Genomic DNA, 19359 nt, shown 5'->3' with positions numbered 1-19359 from the left:
GTTCAACGCCCTTGCTCCTGCCTGTCGTACGACCCGTCGGGGGCTCTGTCATAGGCCGCGAGCGCCTCACGTGCCGCCAACCGCGCGCTGTCCGCGAGATCGGCGGGAGAGACGATGTGCCCGTCCCCGCCGAGCCGCAGCGCCAGCCTGCGCAGCGAGGTGGGGTCCGGGGTGCGCAGTGTGATCCGCAGGCCCCCGTCGGGAAGCTCGTCGGCGCTGTCGTGCGGGTAGTACTCGGCGACCCAGCGCCCGCCGGGGCCGACCTCGATGACCACCTCGGGGTCCTCGGCCGCGGGCTGCACCAGGCCCTCGGAGAGATCACGCAGCTCGACCTCGGGCGGCGACGACGGCTCGTCGAGGATCCTGATCTCGGCGACCCGGTCGAGGCGGAAGGTGCGGCGCGCCTCGGAGAGGTAGCACCACGCCTCCATGTACGTGTGCCCGACGGCGAAGAGCCGGATCGGGTCGACCTCGCGCTCGGTGAGCTCATCGCGCGCGGGCGAGTAGTAGCGAAGCCAGAGCCTGCGCCGCTCGGAGATGGCACGGTCGACGTCGGCGAAGACACCGCCCTCGGACTCGAAGGTCACCGAGAGCCGCGCGCTCGCCCCGGCGGCTTCACCGGCCGCCGTCTCCAGCTTCGCGGTGGCACGGAGCAGCGCCTGCCGGTCGCTCTCACGCAGCCCCGGAAGGGTGGAGACCGCGCGGGCCGCCACCAGGAGCGCGGTGGCCTCGTCGGCGGCCAGCCGCAGAGGGGCCGCCACGTCGTCCGGGTTGTGCCACCAGATGCGGTCGCCGTCGGTGTCGATGTCCAGGAGGTCGCCGCCGCGGAAGCTGGTCCCGCACAGCGGCAGCACGTCCAGGTCGGAGATCAGCTCGTCCTCGGTGATCCCGAAGGCGCGCGCCACGTCCGTGACGTGCGCACCCGGCCGCTCCCGGAGATAGGTCACCAGGGAGAGCATCCGCCGGGTCTGGTCGATGGCGTTCGAGGCCATGGTTGTACGTCCCCTCAGCCCTTGGCCACGGCGCGCAGCCGGTCCACTACGTCGGCCCGCAGCTCGGCCGGCTCCAGGACCACCACATCGGGCCCGAACTCCACCAGCCAGGCGTCGAGCCCGTGCCCGTACGGAATCTCCAACTCGTCCCACCCCTCGCCCACTTCACGTATGCGGGCGGCCTTGGCGCGCAGCGGATAGCCCGCGCCCGTACGCAGCCTGATCAGGGCGGAGCGGTCGGCGCTCTCCCCCGCCCAGCTCGCGACGGTCTCGCGCACCGTGACCACGTCGGGAATGTCGGCGGTGAACTTCCCGGCGCGGGTCCGGACCTTCCCGGTGATGCGGGAGAGCCTGAAGACGCGCTCGGCACCGCGGTCGCGGTCCCAGCCCGCGAGATACCAGTGGCCGCGCCAGCACTCAAGGGCCCACGGCTCGACGTGCCGCGGCTCGGGGCGGGCGGCGGTGGCCTTGCGGTAGTCGAAGACGACCGGGCGGCGGTCGCGGCAGGCGAGCATCAGCGGCTCGAAGGACGCCTCGTGCACGGGGATGCGCGGCTCGAGCGCGCTGTGCGCCTCGTGCGGGTTGAGGTCCTCGGGCAGCCCGGCCGCGCGCAGCTTCTGCAGGGCGCCGCTGGCGGCTCCGGCGAGGCGTGCCTGCTGCCAGACCTTGGCGGCGAGGCCGAGCGCCGCGGCTTCCTCGGCGTCGATGGTGACGGGCGGAAGCCGGTTGCTGTCGCGGCGCGCGAGGTAGCCCACGTCGCCGTCCAGGTTCTCCACGGTCTCGATGACCAGGCCGAGTTCGCGCAGATCGTCCTTGTCGCGCTCGAACATCCGGTTGAAGGAGTCGTCGGAGCCCGCTTCCAGATAGGCCTCGATGGATTCGCGCAGCTCGCGCTTGCTGAGCGGCCGCCGCGTCCCCAGCAGACACAGCGCCAGGTTCATCAGCCGCTCGGCCTTGGCAATGGCCATCGACGCCCTTTCTCAACAGTGCTTCCGACCGCCGACCGTACCGCCCCGGGGTGTCGTGGCAAAAGCCGAGGGCTCAGCCCGGAAAAGCCGAGGGCCCATGCCCGAACAGGCATGGACCCTCGGTGGACAGGTCTGATCAGACCCTGCCCTCAGCCGTCGCTCAGACGCTGACGAGATCGCAGACGAAGATCAGCGTCTCGCCGGGGGCGATGGCGCCGCCACCGGCGCCACGCTCGCCGTACGCGAGGTGCGCCGGGATGGTCAGCCGGCGGCGTCCGCCGACCTTCATGCCCTGCACGCCCTGGTCCCAGCCGGAGATGACCTGTCCGGCGCCCAGCTCGAACCGAAGCGGGTTACCGCGGTTCCAGGACGCGTCGAACTCTTCGCCGGTGGAGAAGGCGACGCCCACGTAGTGGACGGAGACGGTGGCGCCCGCCTTCGCCTCCGGGCCATCGCCCTCCCAGATGTCCACGATCTCGAGGTCGGTGGGGACCGGACCGTCGGGGAAGTCGATCTCGGGCTTCTCGATGCTCACGTCTAATGCTCCTGCTTTGATACGAATGGCCAGCTGGGACAGTGTTACATCTTTGCGAGGATGTCCACGGTGAAGACCAGCGTGGAGTCCTTCTTGATGGTGCTGCCCTGCGGCGGCTTGTCTCCGTACCCGAGCTTCGGCGGGACGATGACCAGGACACGGCTGCCGACCTTCTTGCCGGTCAGGCCCTGCGCCCAGCCCTTGACGACCTGCGCGAGCTGGAACGAGGCGAGCTGGTCGCGCTTGTACGACGAGTCGAACTCCTTGCCGTCGGCCCACAGCACGCCCTTGTACTGGCACAGGAGGCTGTCGGTCTCCTTGATCTCGTCACCATCGCCCTCGAGGATGTAGCTCGCGACGAGCTTCTTCGGGGCTTCCTTCTTCGGGACGTCGATCGAGGGGGCCTTGCCGTCCGTGTTCGTGCCGACCTTGGGCAGGGAGATGTTGGACTGCGCGACCTCCTTGCCCTTGGCCGAACTCTTGGCGGTGAAGGTGCCCACGAGGTCCACGACGAACACCAGCGTGTCCGAGCCCTTGATGCCCGCCTGCTTGTTGCCCTCGGTGCCGTAACCCATCTTCGGCGGGATGCCGAGCTGCACGCGGCTGTCGAGCTTCTTGCCGACCAGGGCCTGGTCCCAGCCGGGGATGACCTGGCCGACGCCGATCGGGAAGACCGTGGGGTTACCGCGGTCGTAGGAGTTGTCGAAGACCTTGGCCGTGGCCCAGATCTGGCCCAGGTAGTTGGCCTGGAGGTAGTCGCCCTTCTTGACCTCGGCCCCCTTGCCCTCGATCAGGGTCTTGACCGCGAGGTCGGAGGACGGCTTCCCCGGCCCCTTGGCGACGGTCGGCTTCTGGCCGAACTTCGTGCCCTTCGTGATCTCGGGCAGGGGCCCGGACACGATCTTCGCGGTCGGCGCGGCCGACGTCGAGTTGGAAGGGGACGGGCTGTCGCTGGGCTTGGCCTTGTCGGCCTTCTTGTCGTCACCACAACCGGCCAGCGTGAGCAGGCCGGCCGGAACGGCCAGGAGAAGTGAGCGTCGGCGCACGGTGGGGGCCTCGTATCGGTCGATCTTGTCGGTTGGCGTGCGCGCAACTCTACGCATGGAGAAGGGCGCCGTACGAGGAACGTACGGCGCCCCGCGTTGCGTTCCCGCAACGCACCACCTGTCGCAGGGGTTACATACCGGCGATCAGCTTCTCCACGCGGTCGTCCACGGACCGGAAGGGGTCCTTGCACAACACCGTGCGCTGTGCCTGGTCGTTGAGCTTCAGATGCACCCAGTCGACCGTGAAGTCGCGACGCTGTTCCTGGGCCCTGCGGATGAAGTCACCGCGCAGCCGCGCGCGGGTCGTCTGCGGCGGCACCGACTTGCCTTCGAAGATCTTCAAGTCGTTGCAGATACGGGCGGCTTGTCCCTTCCTCTCCAAGAGGTAGTACAGGCCGCGACGGCGGTGGATGTCGTGATACGCGAGGTCTATCTGAGCGACCCGCGGATGCGACATGGTCATGTTGTTCTTCGCGCGGTACCGCTCGATGAGCTTGTACTTCATGACCCAGTCGATCTCGGTGCCGATCCGGTCGAGGTCCTCGGCCTCGATCGCGTCGAGCGTGCGGCCCCACAGCTCCAGGACCTGTTCGACCGTGCCCGTGCGGATGCCGCGGCGGTCCACGAAGTCCACGGCCTTCTCGTAGTACTCCCGCTGCACTTCGAGGGCCGAGGCCTCACGGCCGCTGGCCAGGCGCACCTTGCGGCGGCCCGTGATGTCGTGACTGACCTCGCGGATCGCCCTGATCGGGTTCTCCAGGGTCAGGTCCCGCATCACCGTGCCCGCCTCGATCATGCGAAGCACGAGGTCGGTGGCGCCGACCTTCAGGAGCATGGTCGTCTCGGACATGTTCGAGTCGCCGACGATGACGTGCAGCCGTCGATAGCGCTCGGCGTCCGCGTGCGGTTCGTCGCGGGTGTTGATGATCGGCCGGGAGCGGGTGGTCGCGGAGGAGACCCCTTCCCAGATGTGCTCGGCACGCTGACTCACGCAGTACACGGCACCGCGCGGAGTCTGCAGCACCTTGCCCGCGCCGCACAGCAGCTGCCGTGTGACGAGGAAGGGAATGAGGATGTCCGCAAGCCGCGAGAACTCTCCGTGGCGGGCCACGAGATAGTTCTCGTGGCAGCCGTACGAGTTACCCGCCGAGTCGGTGTTGTTCTTGAAAAGATAGACGTCGCCCGCGATTCCCTCCTCGTGCAGGCGGCGTTCGGCGTCGACGAGCAGGCCTTCCAGAATGCGCTCGCCCGCCTTGTCGTGCGTGACCAGCTCGGTCACGTTGTCACATTCCGGTGTTGCATATTCCGGATGTGACCCGACGTCAAGATAGAGGCGGGCGCCGTTCCGCAGAAAGACGTTGCTGCTGCGGCCCCATGACACAACACGGCGGAAGAGGTAGCGCGCCACCTCGTCAGGAGACAGACGGCGCTGTCCCCTAAACGTGCACGTGACGCCGTACTCATTCTCCAGCCCGAAAATGCGGCGGTCCATGACTGAACATTACGCCTGATGCCCTGCCCTGAAACCGGGTTCGACGGCACCGTTTCGATCATTTTCAGATGAACCCGCAACGACCGCCGAATCCGTGGGGATCTCGAGCACCCGGCCCGTGGCCAGCAGAACAAGCAGCGCGGCCACCCCGGCGACCCCGGGGATGACGAAGCCCGCCGTGGTCCCACCCCACTCGACGACCGGGCCCGCGCCCGCCGTTCCCAGGGACGCGCCGACCATGAAGGTGGTCACCAGCCAGGAGAACGCCTCCGTCACCGTGCCCGCCGGAGCGTGCCGGTCGACGACGATGAACGCACAGGCGAGCGAGGGCGCGAGGAAGACCCCGGCGAGAACCGTGAGCGCCGTCATCGCGACGGGGCCCGGCGTGAGCATCAGAGGCAGATAGCCGACGGCGAGCAGCCCGACGAGGACGGTGAGCCGCTTCTCCGGCACGCCTTTCCACTCACGCGCCCCGTACACCACACCGCCGGCGAGCCCACCGAACCCCACCGCCGCCATGAGCCACCCGTACACGGCGTCGCCGCCGTTCCCGTCCGCGTACGACGAACCGGCGACGTTGATGGACCCGAGCGCCATGCCGACAAAGAGATACGCGCCGAGGAGCGCGAGGAGTCCGGGCGAGCGGAGCGCACCGAGCCAGTGCGCCTCGCGGTCGGCCGAGCGCCACGCGCGCGAAGGCTTGGACACCACTACGGAGAGGGCGCCCAGGATTCCGACGGCGTTGACGACGAGCAGCGCGGCCTGCTCCGACCAGAGCGCGACGCATCCGGTGACGAGGAGCGGCCCTACGGTGAACATGATCTCCTGCGCCACCGCGTCCAAGGCGTATGCGACGTGCACCTGCTTCTCCTCGCGCAGCACGCTCGGCCACAGCGCCCGCAGACCACCCTCGAGGGGCGGTGTGGTCACTCCCGCCGCGGCGATCGCGACGTAGGCCCAGGCGAGTTGGTCGGGTCCCGTGAAGGCGAAGGCCGCCATGCCGACGGCGGAGAGCAGCGCGGCCGGCAACTGCACACGCGGCTGGCCGTAGAGGTCCACCAGGCGTCCGAGGAGCGGCTGTCCGACCGCGTTGGCCACTCCGTAGACCGCGGCGAGCGCGCCCGCCAGGCTGTACGAGCCTCCCTCGGCACGGATGAAGAGCACGATGGCGATCGGCGCGGTCGCGTTCGGCAGCCGCCCCACCAGAGTGCCCGCGAGCAGCCGCGTCACGTACCGCGCACGGAGGATCTCCGCGTATCCGGAAGCCATGAGCCGCTCCCTCCCCCGCGCTGACGCGCCTAGGTGTTACGTATAACGTCGAGGGTCATACGTACCATGAGCGCTGTCCACGGGTCCACCGCTGCCCCGCCCCGCGGGCACGACCAGGGAGGTACCGGTGGCCGGACCACAGCAGGAGACCGGGGGCCCACGCCCCACGAGCCGCGACGTCGCACGCGTGGCCGGCGTCTCCCAGGCCACCGTCTCCCTCGTGTTCGGCGAGAAATGGCGCGGCCGCGTCGCCGCGCGCACCGCAGAACGCGTCCGGGCCACCGCCCGGGAACTGGGCTACCGCCCCAACCTCGCGGCCCGCAACCTTCGCCTCGGCCGCACCAGGACCGCACTCCTCGTCGTCCCCGCCCTCACCAACGAATTCTTCGCCCGCCTCTACACAGGAGCCGCCCGCGTCGCCACCGAGAACGGCTTCGGAGTCGTCCTCTACCCCTCCCCCGACGGCATGGGCCCCGCCCGCGACCCCTTCGACTCCAGCCGCGCCGCCCTCGACGGCATCCTCGCGTCGTCCATCGCCTCCGACGCCCTCGCCGCCATCCAGGGCGACGCGCTCCCCCTGGTCATGCTGGACAGCGACCCGGCGGGCAGCCTCGGCGCGGCCACCGTCAACCTCGACATCGCCGACGGAATGCGCCGCGTGACGGAGCATCTGCTCGCCCTGGGCCACCGCGACTTCCTGCACCTGGCCGCCGACGTCGACTCCTGGACCTTCGACGTACGCTCCGCCGCCCTCGCAACGGCCCTGCGCGGCACCGGCACCGCCGTGCGCACCGTCCGGGCACCCCTCACCGTCGACGACGCCCGCACAGCCACAGAAGCCGCCCTGGCCATTCCGGGGCCCCGGCCCACCGCGCTCATCAGCGACGACGACATCCTCGCCGCGGGCGCCTGCAAAGCGGCCCGCCGCCTCGGTCTGCGCGTGCCCGACGACCTCTCGGTGACCGGCTTCGACGACCTCACCCTGGCGACCGCCGTCGAACCCGAACTCACCACCGTGCGACTGCCCGCCGAACAGTTCGGCGAGCACGGCATGACCTCCCTGCTCGCCGTCCTCGACGGCGGCACACCCCAGCCCGTCACCCTCCCCGTCGAACTCGTCATCCGCGGCTCGACGGCTGCCGCGCCCTAGCCGCACACACGTGTGCCCCCGTCGCGGCCTTCCGGCCGGGACGGGGGCACGCGACGAACCGAACTACTCCTCGGCGGACCCGGAATCGGAGTCCGTCTCCTCGTTGTCGGAAGCGGCGTCCGTGGGCGCCGAAGCATCCCCCTCGAGAAGACGCGCGAGCTGACGCCCGACGATCCGCTTGAACTTCCGCTGCTGCGGCCGCGTCCGGTCGAGGACCGCCACCTCGAGCCGCTCCGCGGGGATCTCCCGCTCACTGCCGTTGGTGTCGCGGGACAGCGACTCCACCGCCAGCTTCAACGCCTCCGCCAGCGTCATCCCATCGCGATGACGCTGATCCAGATACGTACTGATCTGCTCCGCGTTGCCGCCGACCGCGACCGAGCCGTGCTCGTCCACGATCGAACCGTCATGCGGCAGCCGGTAGATCTGATCGGAGTCAGCCGTGGCACCCACTTCGGCGACGACCAGCTCCACCTCGTACGGCTTCTCCGCCTGGCTCGAGAAAATCGTGCCCAGCGTCTGGGCATAGACATTCGCGAGCCCACGGGCCGTCACATCGTCACGGTCGTACGTGTATCCACGGAGGTCGGCATAGCGCACGCCGCCGATCCGGAGATTCTCGTACTCGTTGTACTTGCCGGCGGCGGCGAAGCCGATCCGGTCATAGATCTCGCTGAACTTGTGCAGCGCACGGGACGGGTTCTCGCCGACGAACACGATGCCATCGGCGAACTGCAGCACAACAAGGCTGCGACCACGGGCGATGCCCTTGCGGGCGTATTCCGCCCGGTCGGCCATGGCCTGCTGGGGTGAGACATAGAACGGCGTCGACACCGGCTATCCGTCCCTTTCTGTCAGTGACTCAGTCAGTGGCGAATAGATCGATCAGAGCAGCGAGGCCCGCGGGCCGTCGGGCTGCTCCATGCGGCGCTCCAGGATCGCGCGGGCGATCTCGGAGGACTCCTCATCTCCCAGCCGCCGGAAACCCTCGTCGGAGATCACAGTGACGATCGGATAGATCCGCCGGGCGACATCCGGACCGCCCGTCGCCGAGTCGTCGTCCGCGGCGTCGTACAGCGCCTGGATGACGAGCGTCGTCGCTTCCTGTTCCGTCAGATCGTTGCGGTAGAGCTTCTTCATCGCACCCCGCGCGAAGACCGATCCGGAGCCGGTGGCCGCGAAGCCATGCTCCTCGGAACGGCCGCCCGTGACGTCGTACGAGAAGATGCGGCCCCTCTCGCGATCCACGTCGTACCCCGCGAAGAGCGGGACAACGGCCAAGCCCTGCATGGCCATTCCCAGATTCGACCGGATCATCGTCGACAGACGATTGGCCTTGCCCTCCAGGGAGAGCGTGGCGCCTTCGACCTTCTCGAAGTGCTCGAGCTCCAACTGGAAGAGCTTGACCATCTCCACGGCGAGACCGGCGGTGCCGGCGATGCCGACCGCCGAGTACTCGTCGGCCGGGAAGACCTTCTCGATATCGCGCTGCGCGATCACATTGCCCATGGTCGCCCGCCGGTCACCGGCGAGCACCACGCCGCCGGGGAACGTCGTCGCCACGATGGTCGTGCCGTGCGGCGCCTCGATCACACCCTGCGTGGGCGGCAACTGCCGGTTGCCCGGCAGGATGTCGGGCTGATGCTCGGACAGAAAGTCCATGAAGGACGAAGAACCAGGCGTCAGGAAGGCAGCTGGTAGACGCCCGGTGCTACGAGTGTTGGCTTCCACGCGTTTCCTTCCACGTATGCGGCTGCACGCCTTATGGCGTCCGGCCGATCCTTGAACTGCCCCAGCGCCGCATTGCAGCTGAAGCACAGTACGCCTCGGACCTTACCCGTCTCGTGGCAGTGATCCACATGCTCTGCCGGAGCAGCCAAGCAGATGCAGCACACGCCATGCTGGGACGCGATCAGCTGGTCCAACTCGGCTGGCGTCAAGCCGTACTTACGCTGAAAGTAGCTGATCCGATTTCGCTCCGCTCGGCACTCCCGGCAGTAGCTCGCCCAGCCATCGGATGAGGACTTGTTTCGCTCCCAGGCAGAGTGCGGCTTCACTTCACAGCACTGGGGACAGCGCTTGTGCCCGCGCGCGACGGGCACTTTGATGCGCACCGCTTTCCCTTTGGCCTCCTGACGCTGCCGGTAGTACTCGGCAGAGCACTCCCGGCAGTACGCCTGAAGACCGTCACGCATGGACTTGTTCCCTGCGAACGCACTTCGCTCCAGCGCCTGTTGGCATCGAGAGCACTTCCTCAAAGGCGCGTTCATATCCGTGAACTACTGTCCACCCTTCTGAACGAAGGACCTCACGAAATCCTCAGCGTTCTCTTCGAGCACATCGTCGATCTCGTCCAGGACGGAGTCCACGTCGTCGCTCAACTTCTCCTGGCGTTCCTTGAGGTCCTCGGAGCCCTGTGCTTCCTCTGTCTGCTCCTCGACCTCCTCGGTGGAACGCGTTGCCTTCTGCTGTCCGCCGCCGGTGTCCTTGGTCGCCATCTACCTCACCCCGCTCGTTCGGTTCGATGCACTTGATCAGACCCTATAAGCCAGGTCTGACATCGGCCCCGTAGTTACTGCAACGTCCGGGGACCACCTCGATGATTCCCATACGCCGGGTCTTTCAGCCTCCGGAGAGCACCCTTACTAGGTCCTCTGCCGTGCGGCAGCGGTCCAGGAGCTCCTTGACGTGGTTCCGCGTCCCGCGCAGTGGCTCCAGTGTGGGCACACGCTGGAGTGAGTCGCGGCCCGGCAGGTCGAAGATGACCGAATCCCATGAGGCCGCGGCCACGTCGTCCGCGTACTGCTCGAGGCAGCGGCCGCGGAAGTACGCCCGGGTGTCCTCCGGGGGCTTTGTCTGGGCCCGCTCGACCTGTGGCTCCTCCACGAGGCGCTTCATCTTGCCGCGAGCCACCAGGCGGTTGTAGAGGCCCTTGTCGGGCCGTACGTCCGCGTACTGGAGGTCGACCAGGTGCAGGCGTGCCGCGTCCCAGTCGAGGCCGTCACGGCGGCGGTAGCCCTCCATGAGTTCCCGCTTGGCTACCCAGTCGAGTTCCCCGGAGAGGCTCATCGGGTCGCTCTCCAGGCGGCCCAGGACGTCTTCCCAACGGGTGAGGACATCCTTGGTCTGCTCGTCGGCGTCGGAGCCGTACCGCTCCTCGACATACTTGCGGGCCAGTTCGAAGTACTCCATCTGGAGCTGTACAGCGGTGAGTGTGCGGCCGCTACGGAGCGTGACGAGCCGCTTGAGGGTCGGGTCGTGGGAGACCTGATGCAGGGTGCGCACGGGCTGGTCGACGGCGAGATCCACCGCGATGAAGCCGTCCTCGATCATGGCGAGGACCAGGGATGTGGTGCCGAGCTTGAGATAGGTCGAGATCTCGGAGAGGTTCGCGTCGCCGATGATGACGTGCAGGCGGCGGTACTTCTCCGCGTCGGAGTGCGGCTCGTCCCGGGTGTTGATGATGGGCCGCTTGAGGGTGGTCTCCAAGCCCACCTCGACCTCGAAGTAATCGGAGCGCTGGCTGAGCTGAAAGCCGTGCTCGTGACCGTCCTGGCCGATACCGACGCGTCCCGCGCCGGTGACGACCTGCCGGGAGACGAAGAACGGCGTCAGGTGGCGCACGATGTCCGAGAAGGGGGTCTCCCGCTTCATCAGGTAGTTCTCGTGCGTGCCGTACGAGGCGCCCTTGTTGTCGGTGTTGTTCTTGTAGAGGTGGATCGGCTGGGCGCCCGGCAGCTGAGCGGCCCGCGCGGCCGCCTCCGCCATGATGCGCTCGCCGGCCTTGTCCCACAGGACGGCGTCCCAGGGATTGGTCACCTCGGGTGAGCTGTATTCGGGGTGCGCGTGGTCCACGTAGAGCCGCGCACCGTTGGTGAGGATCACATTGGCGAGGCCGATGTCCTCGTCGGTGAGCTGACTGGCGTCGGCGGTCTCACGGGCGAGGTCGAAGCCCCGCGCGTCCCGCAGGGGGTTCTCCTCCTCGAAGTCCCAGCGAGCGCGTCGCGCCCGGTGCATCGCCGCGGCGTAGGCGTTGACGATCTGGGACGAGGTGAGCATGGCATTGGCGTTCGGGTGGCCAGGGACGGAGATGCCGTACTCCGTCTCGATGCCCATTACTCGCCGTACGGTCATGCGGCCCTCCTTGCCCGGCGGCGCTCCCCTTCGGGAACGGCGCTCAAGTACCGCTGGTTCTCCGGTGCGTGTGCGGTGCCCGTCGCCGCATCGCGCGACTCGGCGGTACCGAAGAGCCTAGAGCGCCTTTGCGCTGGTGGGGAGATCATTGCCTTCATTGAAAAACAGACAGCTGCGGGTACCCACGAAGGACACCCGCAGCCGCCCTGCTTTCTACAGGTACTGACCGGTGTTGGCCACCGTGTCGATGGAGCGTCCGGTGTCCGCGCCCTGTTTTCCGGTGACGAGCGTGCGGATGTAGACGATCCGTTCGCCCTTCTTGCCGGAGATGCGGGCCCAGTCGTCCGGGTTGGTGGTGTTGGGCAGGTCCTCGTTCTCCTTGAACTCGTCGATGCAAGCCTGGAGGAGGTGGGAGACCCTGATGCCCTTCTGGTTGGCGTCGAGGAAGGCCTTGATGGCCATCTTCTTGGCGCGGCCGACGATGTTCTCGATCATGGCGCCGGAGTTGAAGTCCTTGAAGTAGAGGACTTCCTTGTCTCCGTTGGCGTACGTCACCTCGAGGAAGCGGTTCTCCTCGGACTCCGCGTACATCTGCTCCACGACGGACTGGATCATGCCGTCCACGGTGGTGCGCCGGTCGGCGCTGTGTTCGGCGAGGTCGTCCGCGTGCAGCGGGAGCCGCTCGGTGAGGTACTTGGCGAAGATGTCCTTCGCCGCCTGGGCGTCGGGGCGCTCGATCTTGATCTTCACATCGAGTCGTCCGGGCCGCAGGATCGCGGGGTCGATCATGTCCTCGCGATTGGAGGCGCCGATGACGATGACGTTCTCCAGGCCTTCCACGCCGTCGATCTCGGCGAGCAGCTGGGGGACGATAGTGTTCTCCACGTCCGAGCTGACTCCGGATCCGCGGGTGCGGAAGAGGGATTCCATCTCGTCGAAGAAGACGATGACGGGGGTTCCCTCACTCGCCTTCTCCCTCGCACGCTGGAAGACCAGGCGGATGTGGCGCTCGGTCTCGCCGACGTACTTGTTGAGGAGCTCGGGGCCCTTGATGTTGAGGAAGAAGCTCTTCCCCGCTGCCGCCCCGGTCACCTCGGCGACCTTCTTGGCAAGGGAGTTGGCGACTGCCTTGGCGATCAGTGTCTTGCCGCAGCCGGGGGGCCCGTACAGGAGGACACCCTTGGGCGGCCTCAGTTCGTGCTCCCTGAAGAGGTCCGGATAGAGGTAGGGCAGTTCGACCGCGTCGCGGATCAGCTCGATCTGGTTGCCCAGGCCGCCGATCTGCTCGTAGCCGATGTCCGGGACCTCTTCGAGGACGAGCTCTTCGACCTCGCTCTTGGGAACCACTTCGTAGACGTACCCGGAGCGTGGTTCGAGCAGGAGTGCGTCGCCGGGACGGATGGTGACGTCGAGGAGTGGTTCGGCGAGCCGTACCACCCGTTCTTCGTCGGTGTGTCCTACCACCAGGGCGCGCTCGCCGTCCTCGAGGATCTCCTTGAGGGTGACGATGTCTCCGACGCTCTCGTACTCCATGGCCTCGACCACGTTGAGCGCTTCGTTGAGCATTACTTCCTGGCCGCGCCTGAGCTCTTCGAGCTCCACGCTGGGGCTGACGTTCACCCGGAGCTTGCGGCCCCCGGTGAAGATGTCCGCCGTGCCGTCCTCGTTCGCCACGAGGAAGACTCCGAAGCCGGCCGGCGGCTGCGCGAGCCGGTCGACTTCCTCCTTGAGGGCCACGATCTGGTCTCGGGCCTCACGGAGCGTGTTGGCGAGCCGCTCGTTCTGTGCGGACACGCCGGCCAGGTTTGTCTGCAGCTCGACGATCCGCTCTTCGAGAATCCTCGTATGCCGCGGAGAGTCGGCGAGCTTGCGTCGCAGGACGGCGATTTCCTGCTCGAGATAGGCAACCTGACCGGCGGGGTCTTCAGACCCTCGCCCCGGCCGGATGCCGCGGTTGATGTCGTCGTCGTGGGCTGCCACGGTCCTCACCTCCTCCAAGGGGAGCTGGACGCTTCCAGACCCTACCTGGGTGGATGTCGATTGAAACCCCTAGATCAAAAAGACTGTCGAGGTGTGTCCGATCTTCACCCTTGCGCTCTCCCTCACACCAGCTGAATACCCACCCAACAACATCGGAAAGCGGGCGGTTGTATCGTCGAAGTGTTCAACACCCGTCAGCGCTGGCCCGACTTGCTGCCAAGTCGCCTCGCTCGACGCAGCGATCGGCAGGAGAGATGACCGTGCAGAACGAGGATGGGACCGGCCCCGAAGGCCGCGATCTCCTGGAGGTCTGGATCGACCAGGACCTCTGTACCGGGGACGGCATCTGTGCGCAGTACGCGCCCGAGGTCTTCGAGCTGGACATCGACGGTCTGGCCTATGTGAAGAGCGGTGACGACGAGCTCTTGCAGGCGCCGGGCGCCGCAACGCCCGTTCCGCTGCCGCTTCTGCGCGATGTGACGGACTCGGTGAAGGAGTGCCCTGGCGACTGCATTCATGTGCGGCGCGTTTCGGACAGGGTCGAGGTCTACGGTCCCGACGCGGCCTGAGGGCCGCGAACTCACGCATGAGCAAGGGCCTGTGCCCGCCGTCCAGCGGCGGGCACAGGCCCTTGTTCGTGTCAGTGTCGTCACACGCTGTGCGCTCCGGCCGGGGTCGACCGCGCAAACGTGCCGTCCTTCCATTGCCACTTGGCCTTGTCCTGCATGTCCGGGCAGCAGCTGGGCACGTCCGGCGAGGAGTACCCGAGGAGCGTGGCGGTGATCGCACTGTCACGTACGGCGAAGGCGCTGACGTTCTGGCGGTCCTTGGGGTCGACGAGGGTGGCGACGACCCGGGGCTTGCCTTCCGTGGGCTGTGTGACCACGTAGACGCCGTCGGGCGGGGTGCCTGATCCGGCGGCGCAGTGCACCACGGCGACGGTCTCGGGTCTGCCGTCGCCGTCGAGGTCCCCGGAGGCCTTCTTCTTGACCACGGGTTTCACGTTGCCGCAGGCGATGGGGAAGGTGACGGTGGCCGGATCTGGAGCCGGCGCGGGGGCCGCCGCGGTCTTGGTCGACGGCTGGGTGCTCGGCTGGGCGGCGTTCGCGTGGTCGGGCTGCAGGAACGACGATCCCGCGATGACGGCGGCGAGCGCGGCCGCGGTGGCCAGCCAGTGGATGGGGCGGGTGGTGTTGTGTGCCAGTTCCGGGACGGCGGGGTGCTGCACTAGGAGTGTCTCCTGTGAGGGCTGTGCCGGTGGGGGAGGTGGCCAGCATCGTGCCATACCTCACAGTGAGGTGGAACACCGGGGGTCGATGAACGGGTCCAAGAACGGGTCCATGAACAGAAAGACGCCGCCGCCGAGTTCCCCGGTCGAAGGGGGAACTCGGCGGCGGCGTCCGGGCGTTCAGCGAGTACGCGGGTGTCGGCTTTGTCAGCCTTCCGCGCGGGGCGTGCCGCCGCCCGCATTGGGGCCGGTGTAGTCGTCGCCGTAGGCGCCCTTGGAGGGGCGGCGGCGGCGCATGGGGGGCTCGACGCCGTCCGCGAGGCGGCGGGCGGTGAGCAGGAAGCCGGTGTGGCCGATCATGCGGTGATCGGGGCGGACGGCGAGGCCTTCGACGTGCCAGTTGCGGATCATCGATTCCCAGGCGGTGGGCTCGTTGAAGCCGCCGATCTCGCGGATGGACTCGACGGTCCTCGCGAGCTGGGTGGTGGTCGCGACGTAGCAGCAGAGGATGCCGCCGGGGACGAGCGCCTTGGAGACGACGTCCAGGCACTCCCAGGGAGCGAGCATGTCGAGGATGACGCGGTCGACATCGGTGTCGCTCAGGTTGTCCTGGAGGTCGCCGACGGTGAGCTGCCAGGCGGGGTGCGGGGAGCCGAAGTAGCGCTCCACGTTCTGCGTGGCGATCTCGGCGAAGTCCTCGCGGCGCTCGTACGAGTGCAGCATTCCCTGGTCGCCGATGGCGCGCAGGAGGAAGCTGCTGAGAGAGCCGGAGCCCACGCCCGCTTCGACGACGCGGGCGCCGGGGAAGATGTCGGCGAAGGCCAGGATCTGCCCCGCGTCCTTGGGGTAGACCACGGCGGCGCCGCGGGGCATGGACAGGACATAGTCGGGGAGCAGGGGGCGCAGCGCGAGGTAGGCGACGTTTCCCGTGGTGCGGACAACGCTGCCCTCGGGAGCACCGATCAGCTCGTCGTGGGGGAAGGAACCCTTGTGGGTGTGGAAGTTCTTCCCGGCCTCGAGCGTGAACGTGTAGTGGCGGCCCTTGGGGTCGGTGAGCTGAACCTGGTCCCCGACCTTGAAGGGCCCGCGTCGGCGGGCGGCACCGGTCGGTTCGGACATGTGACCAGCCTACCGGCCCGTTCGGGGGCCGGAGACCAGGGTGGCGGCGTCAGCTGGGGCGGGCCATCGCCTTGACGAAGGCGCGCTCGACGTCGGCGGCGGAGAGCACTCCGTAGATCTCGCCGGAGGCCTCGACCACCAGGTATTCCGTGGCGGGTGTCGCCCGGAGGGTGTCGAGGAGCTCCTCTCCGGAGAGCTCGGCGGAGATGCGCATGCCTTCGGTGATGTCCTGGGCGAGGCCGCTGACGGTGACCCAGGGGCGGCGGTGTTCGGGGACGCCGACGATGGCGGCCTCGCGGACCACGGACATGGGGTCGCCGTCGGCGTCGACGACGACGAGGGCGCGGGCCCCGGCGTCGTTGGCGCGGCGCAGCGCTTCGGAGAGGGGGGTGGCGTTCTCCACGGGGACGGCTCGGCGGGTCAGAGCGCGGGCGCGGAGTTCCGGCAGGTGCTCACGGAGGCGGGCCATGCGGAGGCTGTTTCCGGCGCCGGTCCAGATGATCGCGGCGAGGATCGCGGCGAGCAGGGCGTCGGTGACGGTGTCCATGCCGCCGATGTCCTGGGTCTCGCCGCCGAGCGCGCCGGACTGGTTGAGGATCGGCAGGCCGATGAGGACGGCGATGGCGAGGGCGCGGCCCACCCAGGCGGCGGCGATCGTGCCGCTCATGGGCTTGCCGGTGATCTTCCAGACGACGGCGCGGAGCATACGGCCGCCGTCGAGGGGAAGGCCGGGCAGGAGGTTGAAGGCGGCGACGATGAGGTTGGAGATCATCAGCCCCGCGAGCAGGACGCCGGGCACGGTGCCGGGCTCGACGGCGCGCATTCCGCCGTAGAAGACGCCCGCGAGGACGAGGGAGAGCAGCGGGCCGACGAAGGCGAGGATGAATTCGCGCCCCGGGGTCTCCGACTCCTTCTCGATCTCCGAGACGCCTCCGAAGAACTGCAGCTGGATGCGGCGCACCGGCAGTTTGAAGCGCAGGGCGGCGACGGTGTGGGCGAGTTCGTGGACGAGCACGGAGGCGTAGAAGGCGACGGCGAAGAAGAGGGAGACGAGGTAGCGGGCGGCGCCGAGTTCGGGCAGGACACGGTCGAGCTGACCGCCGAAGACCCAGGTGATGAGGGCGGCGACGAGGAACCAGCTGGGTGCCACGTACACGGGTACGCCGAACGGGCGGCCCATGAGCAGCCCCCCGCCGGGCCCCTTCTGCTTCTTGGGCGCTCCGGACTTCCCGGTGGGGCCGTGGGTGGCGTGCGCGTAGTCGGGGTGCGTGTCGTGCGGGGGCGTCTTCCCGGGCGTGTCCTGCGGGGTCTTCGTGAGGCGGTCGCCGGGCCGCTGGGGTTCGGCCGCGGGGCGCGGTGTCTCGTCGGGCTCCTGCCGGGGCTCTTGCTCGGGTGCCTGCGGCCGGGTGGTGTCATCGGCGCTGTCCGCACCGGCAGCGCCGTCGGGGCCCTGCGTGCCCTCGGAGCCGCCTTGCGTGGGCGTCGCGGAATCGGCCGTGTCCACCGGGCGTGGCGACTCCGGCCGGCCGGAGTCTTCCGCGGCACCCGAACGCCGATCGTCCGTGCCGTCGGACTGCGGCCTGCCGCTCCCGCCGCTCTGGTCCACGATGTCCCCTCGTTCGAAGCGTCCCTCACCCCTGTCCGGCGCGGTACACGCACGATCATGCAGGGCGAGAGGGTCTGTCGTCGATGGTATGCGGCCGTTGTCAGTGGCGGGTCGTAGGGTCTGTCCTCATGGAAACCAGCACCGACGGTGCCGTGACGGCCGTGCGTCCGGCGTCCTTGTCGCCCTCGCGCGCCAGTGACTTCATGCAGTGTCCGCTGCTCTATCGCTTCCGGGTGATCGACAAGCTGCCGGAGAAGCCGAGCGAGGCGGCGACCCGCGGCACGCTGGTCCATGCCGTTCTGGAGCGGCTCTTCGACGCGCCTGCGGGTGAGCGGACGGCGCCGCGTGCCAAGGCCCTGGTGCCGGGCCAGTGGGACCGCCTGCGCGAGGCCAAGCCTGAGCTGATGGAGCTGTTCGCCGACGACGAGCGGGGTGAGCGGCTCGCGCGCTGGCTCGGGGACGCGGAGAAGCTCGTCGAGCGGTGGTTCACCCTGGAGGACCCCACTCGTCTGGAGCCTGCCGACCGTGAGCTGTTCGTGCAGGCGGAGTTGGAATCGGGTCTGAAGTTGCGCGGCATCATCGACCGCGTGGACGTGACGCCGAGCGGCGACGTGCGGATCGTCGACTACAAGACGGGCAAGGCACCCCGCCCCGAGTATTCCGAGGGCGCGCTCTTCCAGATGAAGTTCTACGCCTTGGTGGTGTGGCGTCTGAAGGGCGTGGTCCCGCGCCGTCTCCAGCTGGTCTATCTGGGCAGCGGCGACGTCATCACGTACGACCCGAGGACCGAGGACCTGGAGCAGGTCGAGCGGAAGCTGCACGCGCTGTGGGAGGCGATCACGCTCGCCACCGAGACGGGTGACTGGCGGCCTCGGCCGACGAAGCTGTGCGGCTGGTGCGACCACCGGGCCGTATGTCCGGAATTCGGCGGGACTCCCCCGCCGTACCCGCTTGCGGTGAGGGTGCCCGAGTCCGACGAGGGCGCGCAGGGCAGAATGGCCCCGGGCTAGCGAAGGAGAGTTACGTGGCGATCCGTGTCCTACTGGTCGATGACCAGCCACTGCTGCGCACCGGATTCCGGATGATTCTGGAGGCCGAGCAGGACGTCGCGGTCGTCGGCGAGGCCGGGGACGGCCTACAGGCTCTCGACCAGGTGCGGGCGTTGCAGCCGGATGTAGTGCTGATGGACATCCGTATGCCGCGGATGGACGGCGTCGAGGCGACCCGGCAGATCACCGGGCCTGGCCGGGACGGACCGGCGAAGGTCCTGGTCCTGACCACCTTCGACCTCGATGAGTATGTGGTGGAGGCGCTGCGCGCGGGTGCCAGCGGCTTCCTCCTGAAGGACGCTCCGGCGAACGAGCTGGTGCAGGCGATCCGGGTGGTCGCGTCGGGTGAGGCGATGCTCGCGCCGAGCATCACGCGTCGGCTCCTGGACAAGTACGCCGAGCATCTCCCGTCGGGTGACGAGCCGGTGCCGGACACCTTGCACACGCTCACCGAGCGGGAGGTCGAGGTCCTCAAGCTGGTGGCGCGCGGCCTGTCGAACGCGGAGATCGCGGCGGATCTGTTCGTGAGCGAGACGACGGTCAAGACGCATGTGGGCCATGTGCTCACGAAGCTCGGCCTGCGCGACCGGGTGCAGGCCGCTGTGTACGCGTACGAGAGCGGTCTGGTGCGACCGGGCGCCCAGTAGCGGCCGGACCCCGCAGACATAGGAAAGTGGGCGCCCCCCGGGGGGGGCCCGTGGCGGTGTGCAGGCGGCGGGGCGCCCCAGCGGTGGGGCCCCCAGCCGCACAACCGCCGCCCCGCGCGGCCCCCTGACACCCCCGACAACGAC

At 68.4% G+C, this 19359-nt stretch carries 19 protein-coding genes; 4 read left to right on the top strand and 15 right to left on the bottom strand.

The window, feature by feature from the left end; all coding sequences use genetic code 11:
• Positions 1-2 precede the first annotated feature (2 nt).
• From ACGFSB_RS12330 to ACGFSB_RS12305, 6 genes are all read right to left on the bottom strand, one after another.
• Positions 3-992 carry a helix-turn-helix transcriptional regulator gene (locus tag ACGFSB_RS12330; RefSeq protein ID WP_393397575.1) on the bottom strand — a complete coding sequence of 330 codons (990 nt, stop codon included), beginning with the start codon at positions 990-992 and terminating at the stop codon, positions 3-5.
• 14 nt (positions 993-1006) lie between these two features.
• Complete coding sequence (locus ACGFSB_RS12325; protein ID WP_393397573.1) at positions 1007-1960, bottom strand: helix-turn-helix transcriptional regulator; 954 nt, start codon at positions 1958-1960, stop codon at positions 1007-1009.
• Positions 1961-2120: 160 nt separating this feature from the next.
• The gene (locus ACGFSB_RS12320) at positions 2121-2495 is read right to left on the bottom strand and encodes an FKBP-type peptidyl-prolyl cis-trans isomerase (protein ID WP_393397571.1); all 375 of its coding nucleotides are present in this window, start codon (positions 2493-2495) and stop codon (positions 2121-2123) included.
• 44 nt (positions 2496-2539) lie between these two features.
• Complete coding sequence (locus ACGFSB_RS12315; RefSeq protein WP_393398062.1) at positions 2540-3541, bottom strand: FKBP-type peptidyl-prolyl cis-trans isomerase; 1002 nt, start codon at positions 3539-3541, stop codon at positions 2540-2542.
• Between the two features lie 130 nt (positions 3542-3671).
• Positions 3672-5033 carry a Pup--protein ligase gene (gene pafA / locus ACGFSB_RS12310; protein WP_055550703.1) on the bottom strand — a complete coding sequence of 454 codons (1362 nt, stop codon included), beginning with the start codon at positions 5031-5033 and terminating at the stop codon, positions 3672-3674.
• Between the two features lie 9 nt (positions 5034-5042).
• Entirely contained in the window at positions 5043-6302 is a 1260-nt protein-coding gene (locus ACGFSB_RS12305; protein WP_393397569.1) for an MFS transporter, read from the bottom strand.
• A 127-nt stretch (positions 6303-6429) separates the two neighbouring features.
• Between ACGFSB_RS12305 and ACGFSB_RS12300 the strand changes: the two genes are divergently transcribed.
• A complete protein-coding gene (locus ACGFSB_RS12300) occupies positions 6430-7452 on the top strand; it encodes a LacI family DNA-binding transcriptional regulator (protein ID WP_393397567.1) in 1023 nt (340 codons plus the stop codon).
• Positions 7453-7515: 63 nt separating this feature from the next.
• On the opposite strand, the gene prcA is transcribed toward ACGFSB_RS12300, so the two are convergent.
• From prcA to arc, 6 genes are all read right to left on the bottom strand, one after another.
• A complete protein-coding gene (prcA, locus tag ACGFSB_RS12295) occupies positions 7516-8286 on the bottom strand; it encodes a proteasome subunit alpha (RefSeq protein WP_393397565.1) in 771 nt (256 codons plus the stop codon).
• Positions 8287-8337: 51 nt separating this feature from the next.
• Positions 8338-9183, bottom strand: coding sequence for a proteasome subunit beta (gene prcB / locus ACGFSB_RS12290; protein ID WP_393397563.1), 846 nt, complete (start codon positions 9181-9183; stop codon positions 8338-8340).
• Positions 9135-9647 carry an endonuclease VII domain-containing protein gene (locus tag ACGFSB_RS12285; RefSeq protein WP_393397561.1) on the bottom strand — a complete coding sequence of 171 codons (513 nt, stop codon included), beginning with the start codon at positions 9645-9647 and terminating at the stop codon, positions 9135-9137. The genes prcB and ACGFSB_RS12285 overlap by 49 nt, the downstream gene beginning before the upstream one ends.
• An 84-nt stretch (positions 9648-9731) precedes the next feature.
• Complete coding sequence (locus ACGFSB_RS12280; RefSeq protein WP_249590985.1) at positions 9732-9950, bottom strand: ubiquitin-like protein Pup; 219 nt, start codon at positions 9948-9950, stop codon at positions 9732-9734.
• 124 nt (positions 9951-10074) lie between these two features.
• Complete coding sequence (gene dop / locus ACGFSB_RS12275) at positions 10075-11586, bottom strand: depupylase/deamidase Dop (RefSeq protein ID WP_393397559.1); 1512 nt, start codon at positions 11584-11586, stop codon at positions 10075-10077.
• Positions 11587-11799: 213 nt separating this feature from the next.
• Positions 11800-13566 (bottom strand): proteasome ATPase, encoded by a 1767-nt coding sequence (arc, locus tag ACGFSB_RS12270; RefSeq protein ID WP_160503984.1) that lies wholly within the window; start codon positions 13564-13566, stop codon positions 11800-11802.
• Positions 13567-13820: 254 nt separating this feature from the next.
• Between arc and ACGFSB_RS12265 the strand changes: the two genes are divergently transcribed.
• The gene (locus tag ACGFSB_RS12265; RefSeq protein ID WP_393397556.1) at positions 13821-14135 is read left to right on the top strand and encodes a ferredoxin; all 315 of its coding nucleotides are present in this window, start codon (positions 13821-13823) and stop codon (positions 14133-14135) included.
• An 80-nt stretch (positions 14136-14215) separates the two neighbouring features.
• On the opposite strand, the gene ACGFSB_RS12260 is transcribed toward ACGFSB_RS12265, so the two are convergent.
• From ACGFSB_RS12260 to ACGFSB_RS12250, 3 genes are all read right to left on the bottom strand, one after another.
• Positions 14216-14794, bottom strand: a complete 579-nt coding sequence (locus ACGFSB_RS12260) for a hypothetical protein (protein ID WP_393397554.1) — start codon at positions 14792-14794, stop codon at positions 14216-14218.
• Positions 14795-15001: 207 nt separating this feature from the next.
• On the bottom strand, positions 15002-15913 hold the full coding sequence (locus ACGFSB_RS12255; protein WP_393397552.1) for a tRNA (adenine-N1)-methyltransferase: 912 nt from the start codon (positions 15911-15913) through the stop codon (positions 15002-15004).
• Between the two features lie 49 nt (positions 15914-15962).
• The gene (locus ACGFSB_RS12250; RefSeq protein ID WP_393397550.1) at positions 15963-17519 is read right to left on the bottom strand and encodes a site-2 protease family protein; all 1557 of its coding nucleotides are present in this window, start codon (positions 17517-17519) and stop codon (positions 15963-15965) included.
• 128 nt (positions 17520-17647) lie between these two features.
• Here ACGFSB_RS12250 and ACGFSB_RS12245 point away from each other — a divergent pair, with 128 nt between their 5' ends.
• Positions 17648-18529, top strand: coding sequence for a RecB family exonuclease (locus ACGFSB_RS12245; protein ID WP_393397548.1), 882 nt, complete (start codon positions 17648-17650; stop codon positions 18527-18529).
• Between the two features lie 14 nt (positions 18530-18543).
• Positions 18544-19215 (top strand): response regulator, encoded by a 672-nt coding sequence (locus ACGFSB_RS12240; RefSeq protein ID WP_383334478.1) that lies wholly within the window; start codon positions 18544-18546, stop codon positions 19213-19215.
• Positions 19216-19359 lie beyond the last annotated feature (144 nt).

The sequence above is a fragment of the Streptomyces sp. NPDC048441 genome (assembly GCF_043200235.1).
In the GTDB taxonomy this organism is placed as follows: Bacteria; Actinomycetota; Actinomycetes; order Streptomycetales; family Streptomycetaceae; genus Streptomyces.
Note: the sequence above shows the minus strand (reverse complement) of the source record. Positions and strands in the feature narration are given on the sequence as shown.

Excerpts from the sequence above, each read along its gene's own strand:
- ACGFSB_RS12280 (WP_249590985.1), bottom strand. The coding sequence starts at position 9,950 with ATGGCGACCAAGGACACCGGCGGCGGACAGCAGAAGGCAACGCGTTCC.
- ACGFSB_RS12265 (WP_393397556.1), top strand. The coding sequence starts at position 13,821 with ATGACCGTGCAGAACGAGGATGGGACCGGCCCCGAAGGCCGCGATCTC.
- ACGFSB_RS12305 (WP_393397569.1), bottom strand. The coding sequence starts at position 6,302 with ATGGCTTCCGGATACGCGGAGATCCTCCGTGCGCGGTACGTGACGCGG.
- dop (WP_393397559.1), bottom strand. The coding sequence starts at position 11,586 with ATGACCGTACGGCGAGTAATGGGCATCGAGACGGAGTACGGCATCTCC.
- ACGFSB_RS12255 (WP_393397552.1), bottom strand. The coding sequence starts at position 15,913 with ATGTCCGAACCGACCGGTGCCGCCCGCCGACGCGGGCCCTTCAAGGTC.
- ACGFSB_RS12325 (WP_393397573.1), bottom strand. The coding sequence starts at position 1,960 with ATGGCCATTGCCAAGGCCGAGCGGCTGATGAACCTGGCGCTGTGTCTG.
- ACGFSB_RS12285 (WP_393397561.1), bottom strand. The coding sequence starts at position 9,647 with ATGCGTGACGGTCTTCAGGCGTACTGCCGGGAGTGCTCTGCCGAGTAC.
- ACGFSB_RS12245 (WP_393397548.1), top strand. The coding sequence starts at position 17,648 with ATGGAAACCAGCACCGACGGTGCCGTGACGGCCGTGCGTCCGGCGTCC.
- ACGFSB_RS12330 (WP_393397575.1), bottom strand. The coding sequence starts at position 992 with ATGGCCTCGAACGCCATCGACCAGACCCGGCGGATGCTCTCCCTGGTG.
- pafA (WP_055550703.1), bottom strand. The coding sequence starts at position 5,033 with ATGGACCGCCGCATTTTCGGGCTGGAGAATGAGTACGGCGTCACGTGC.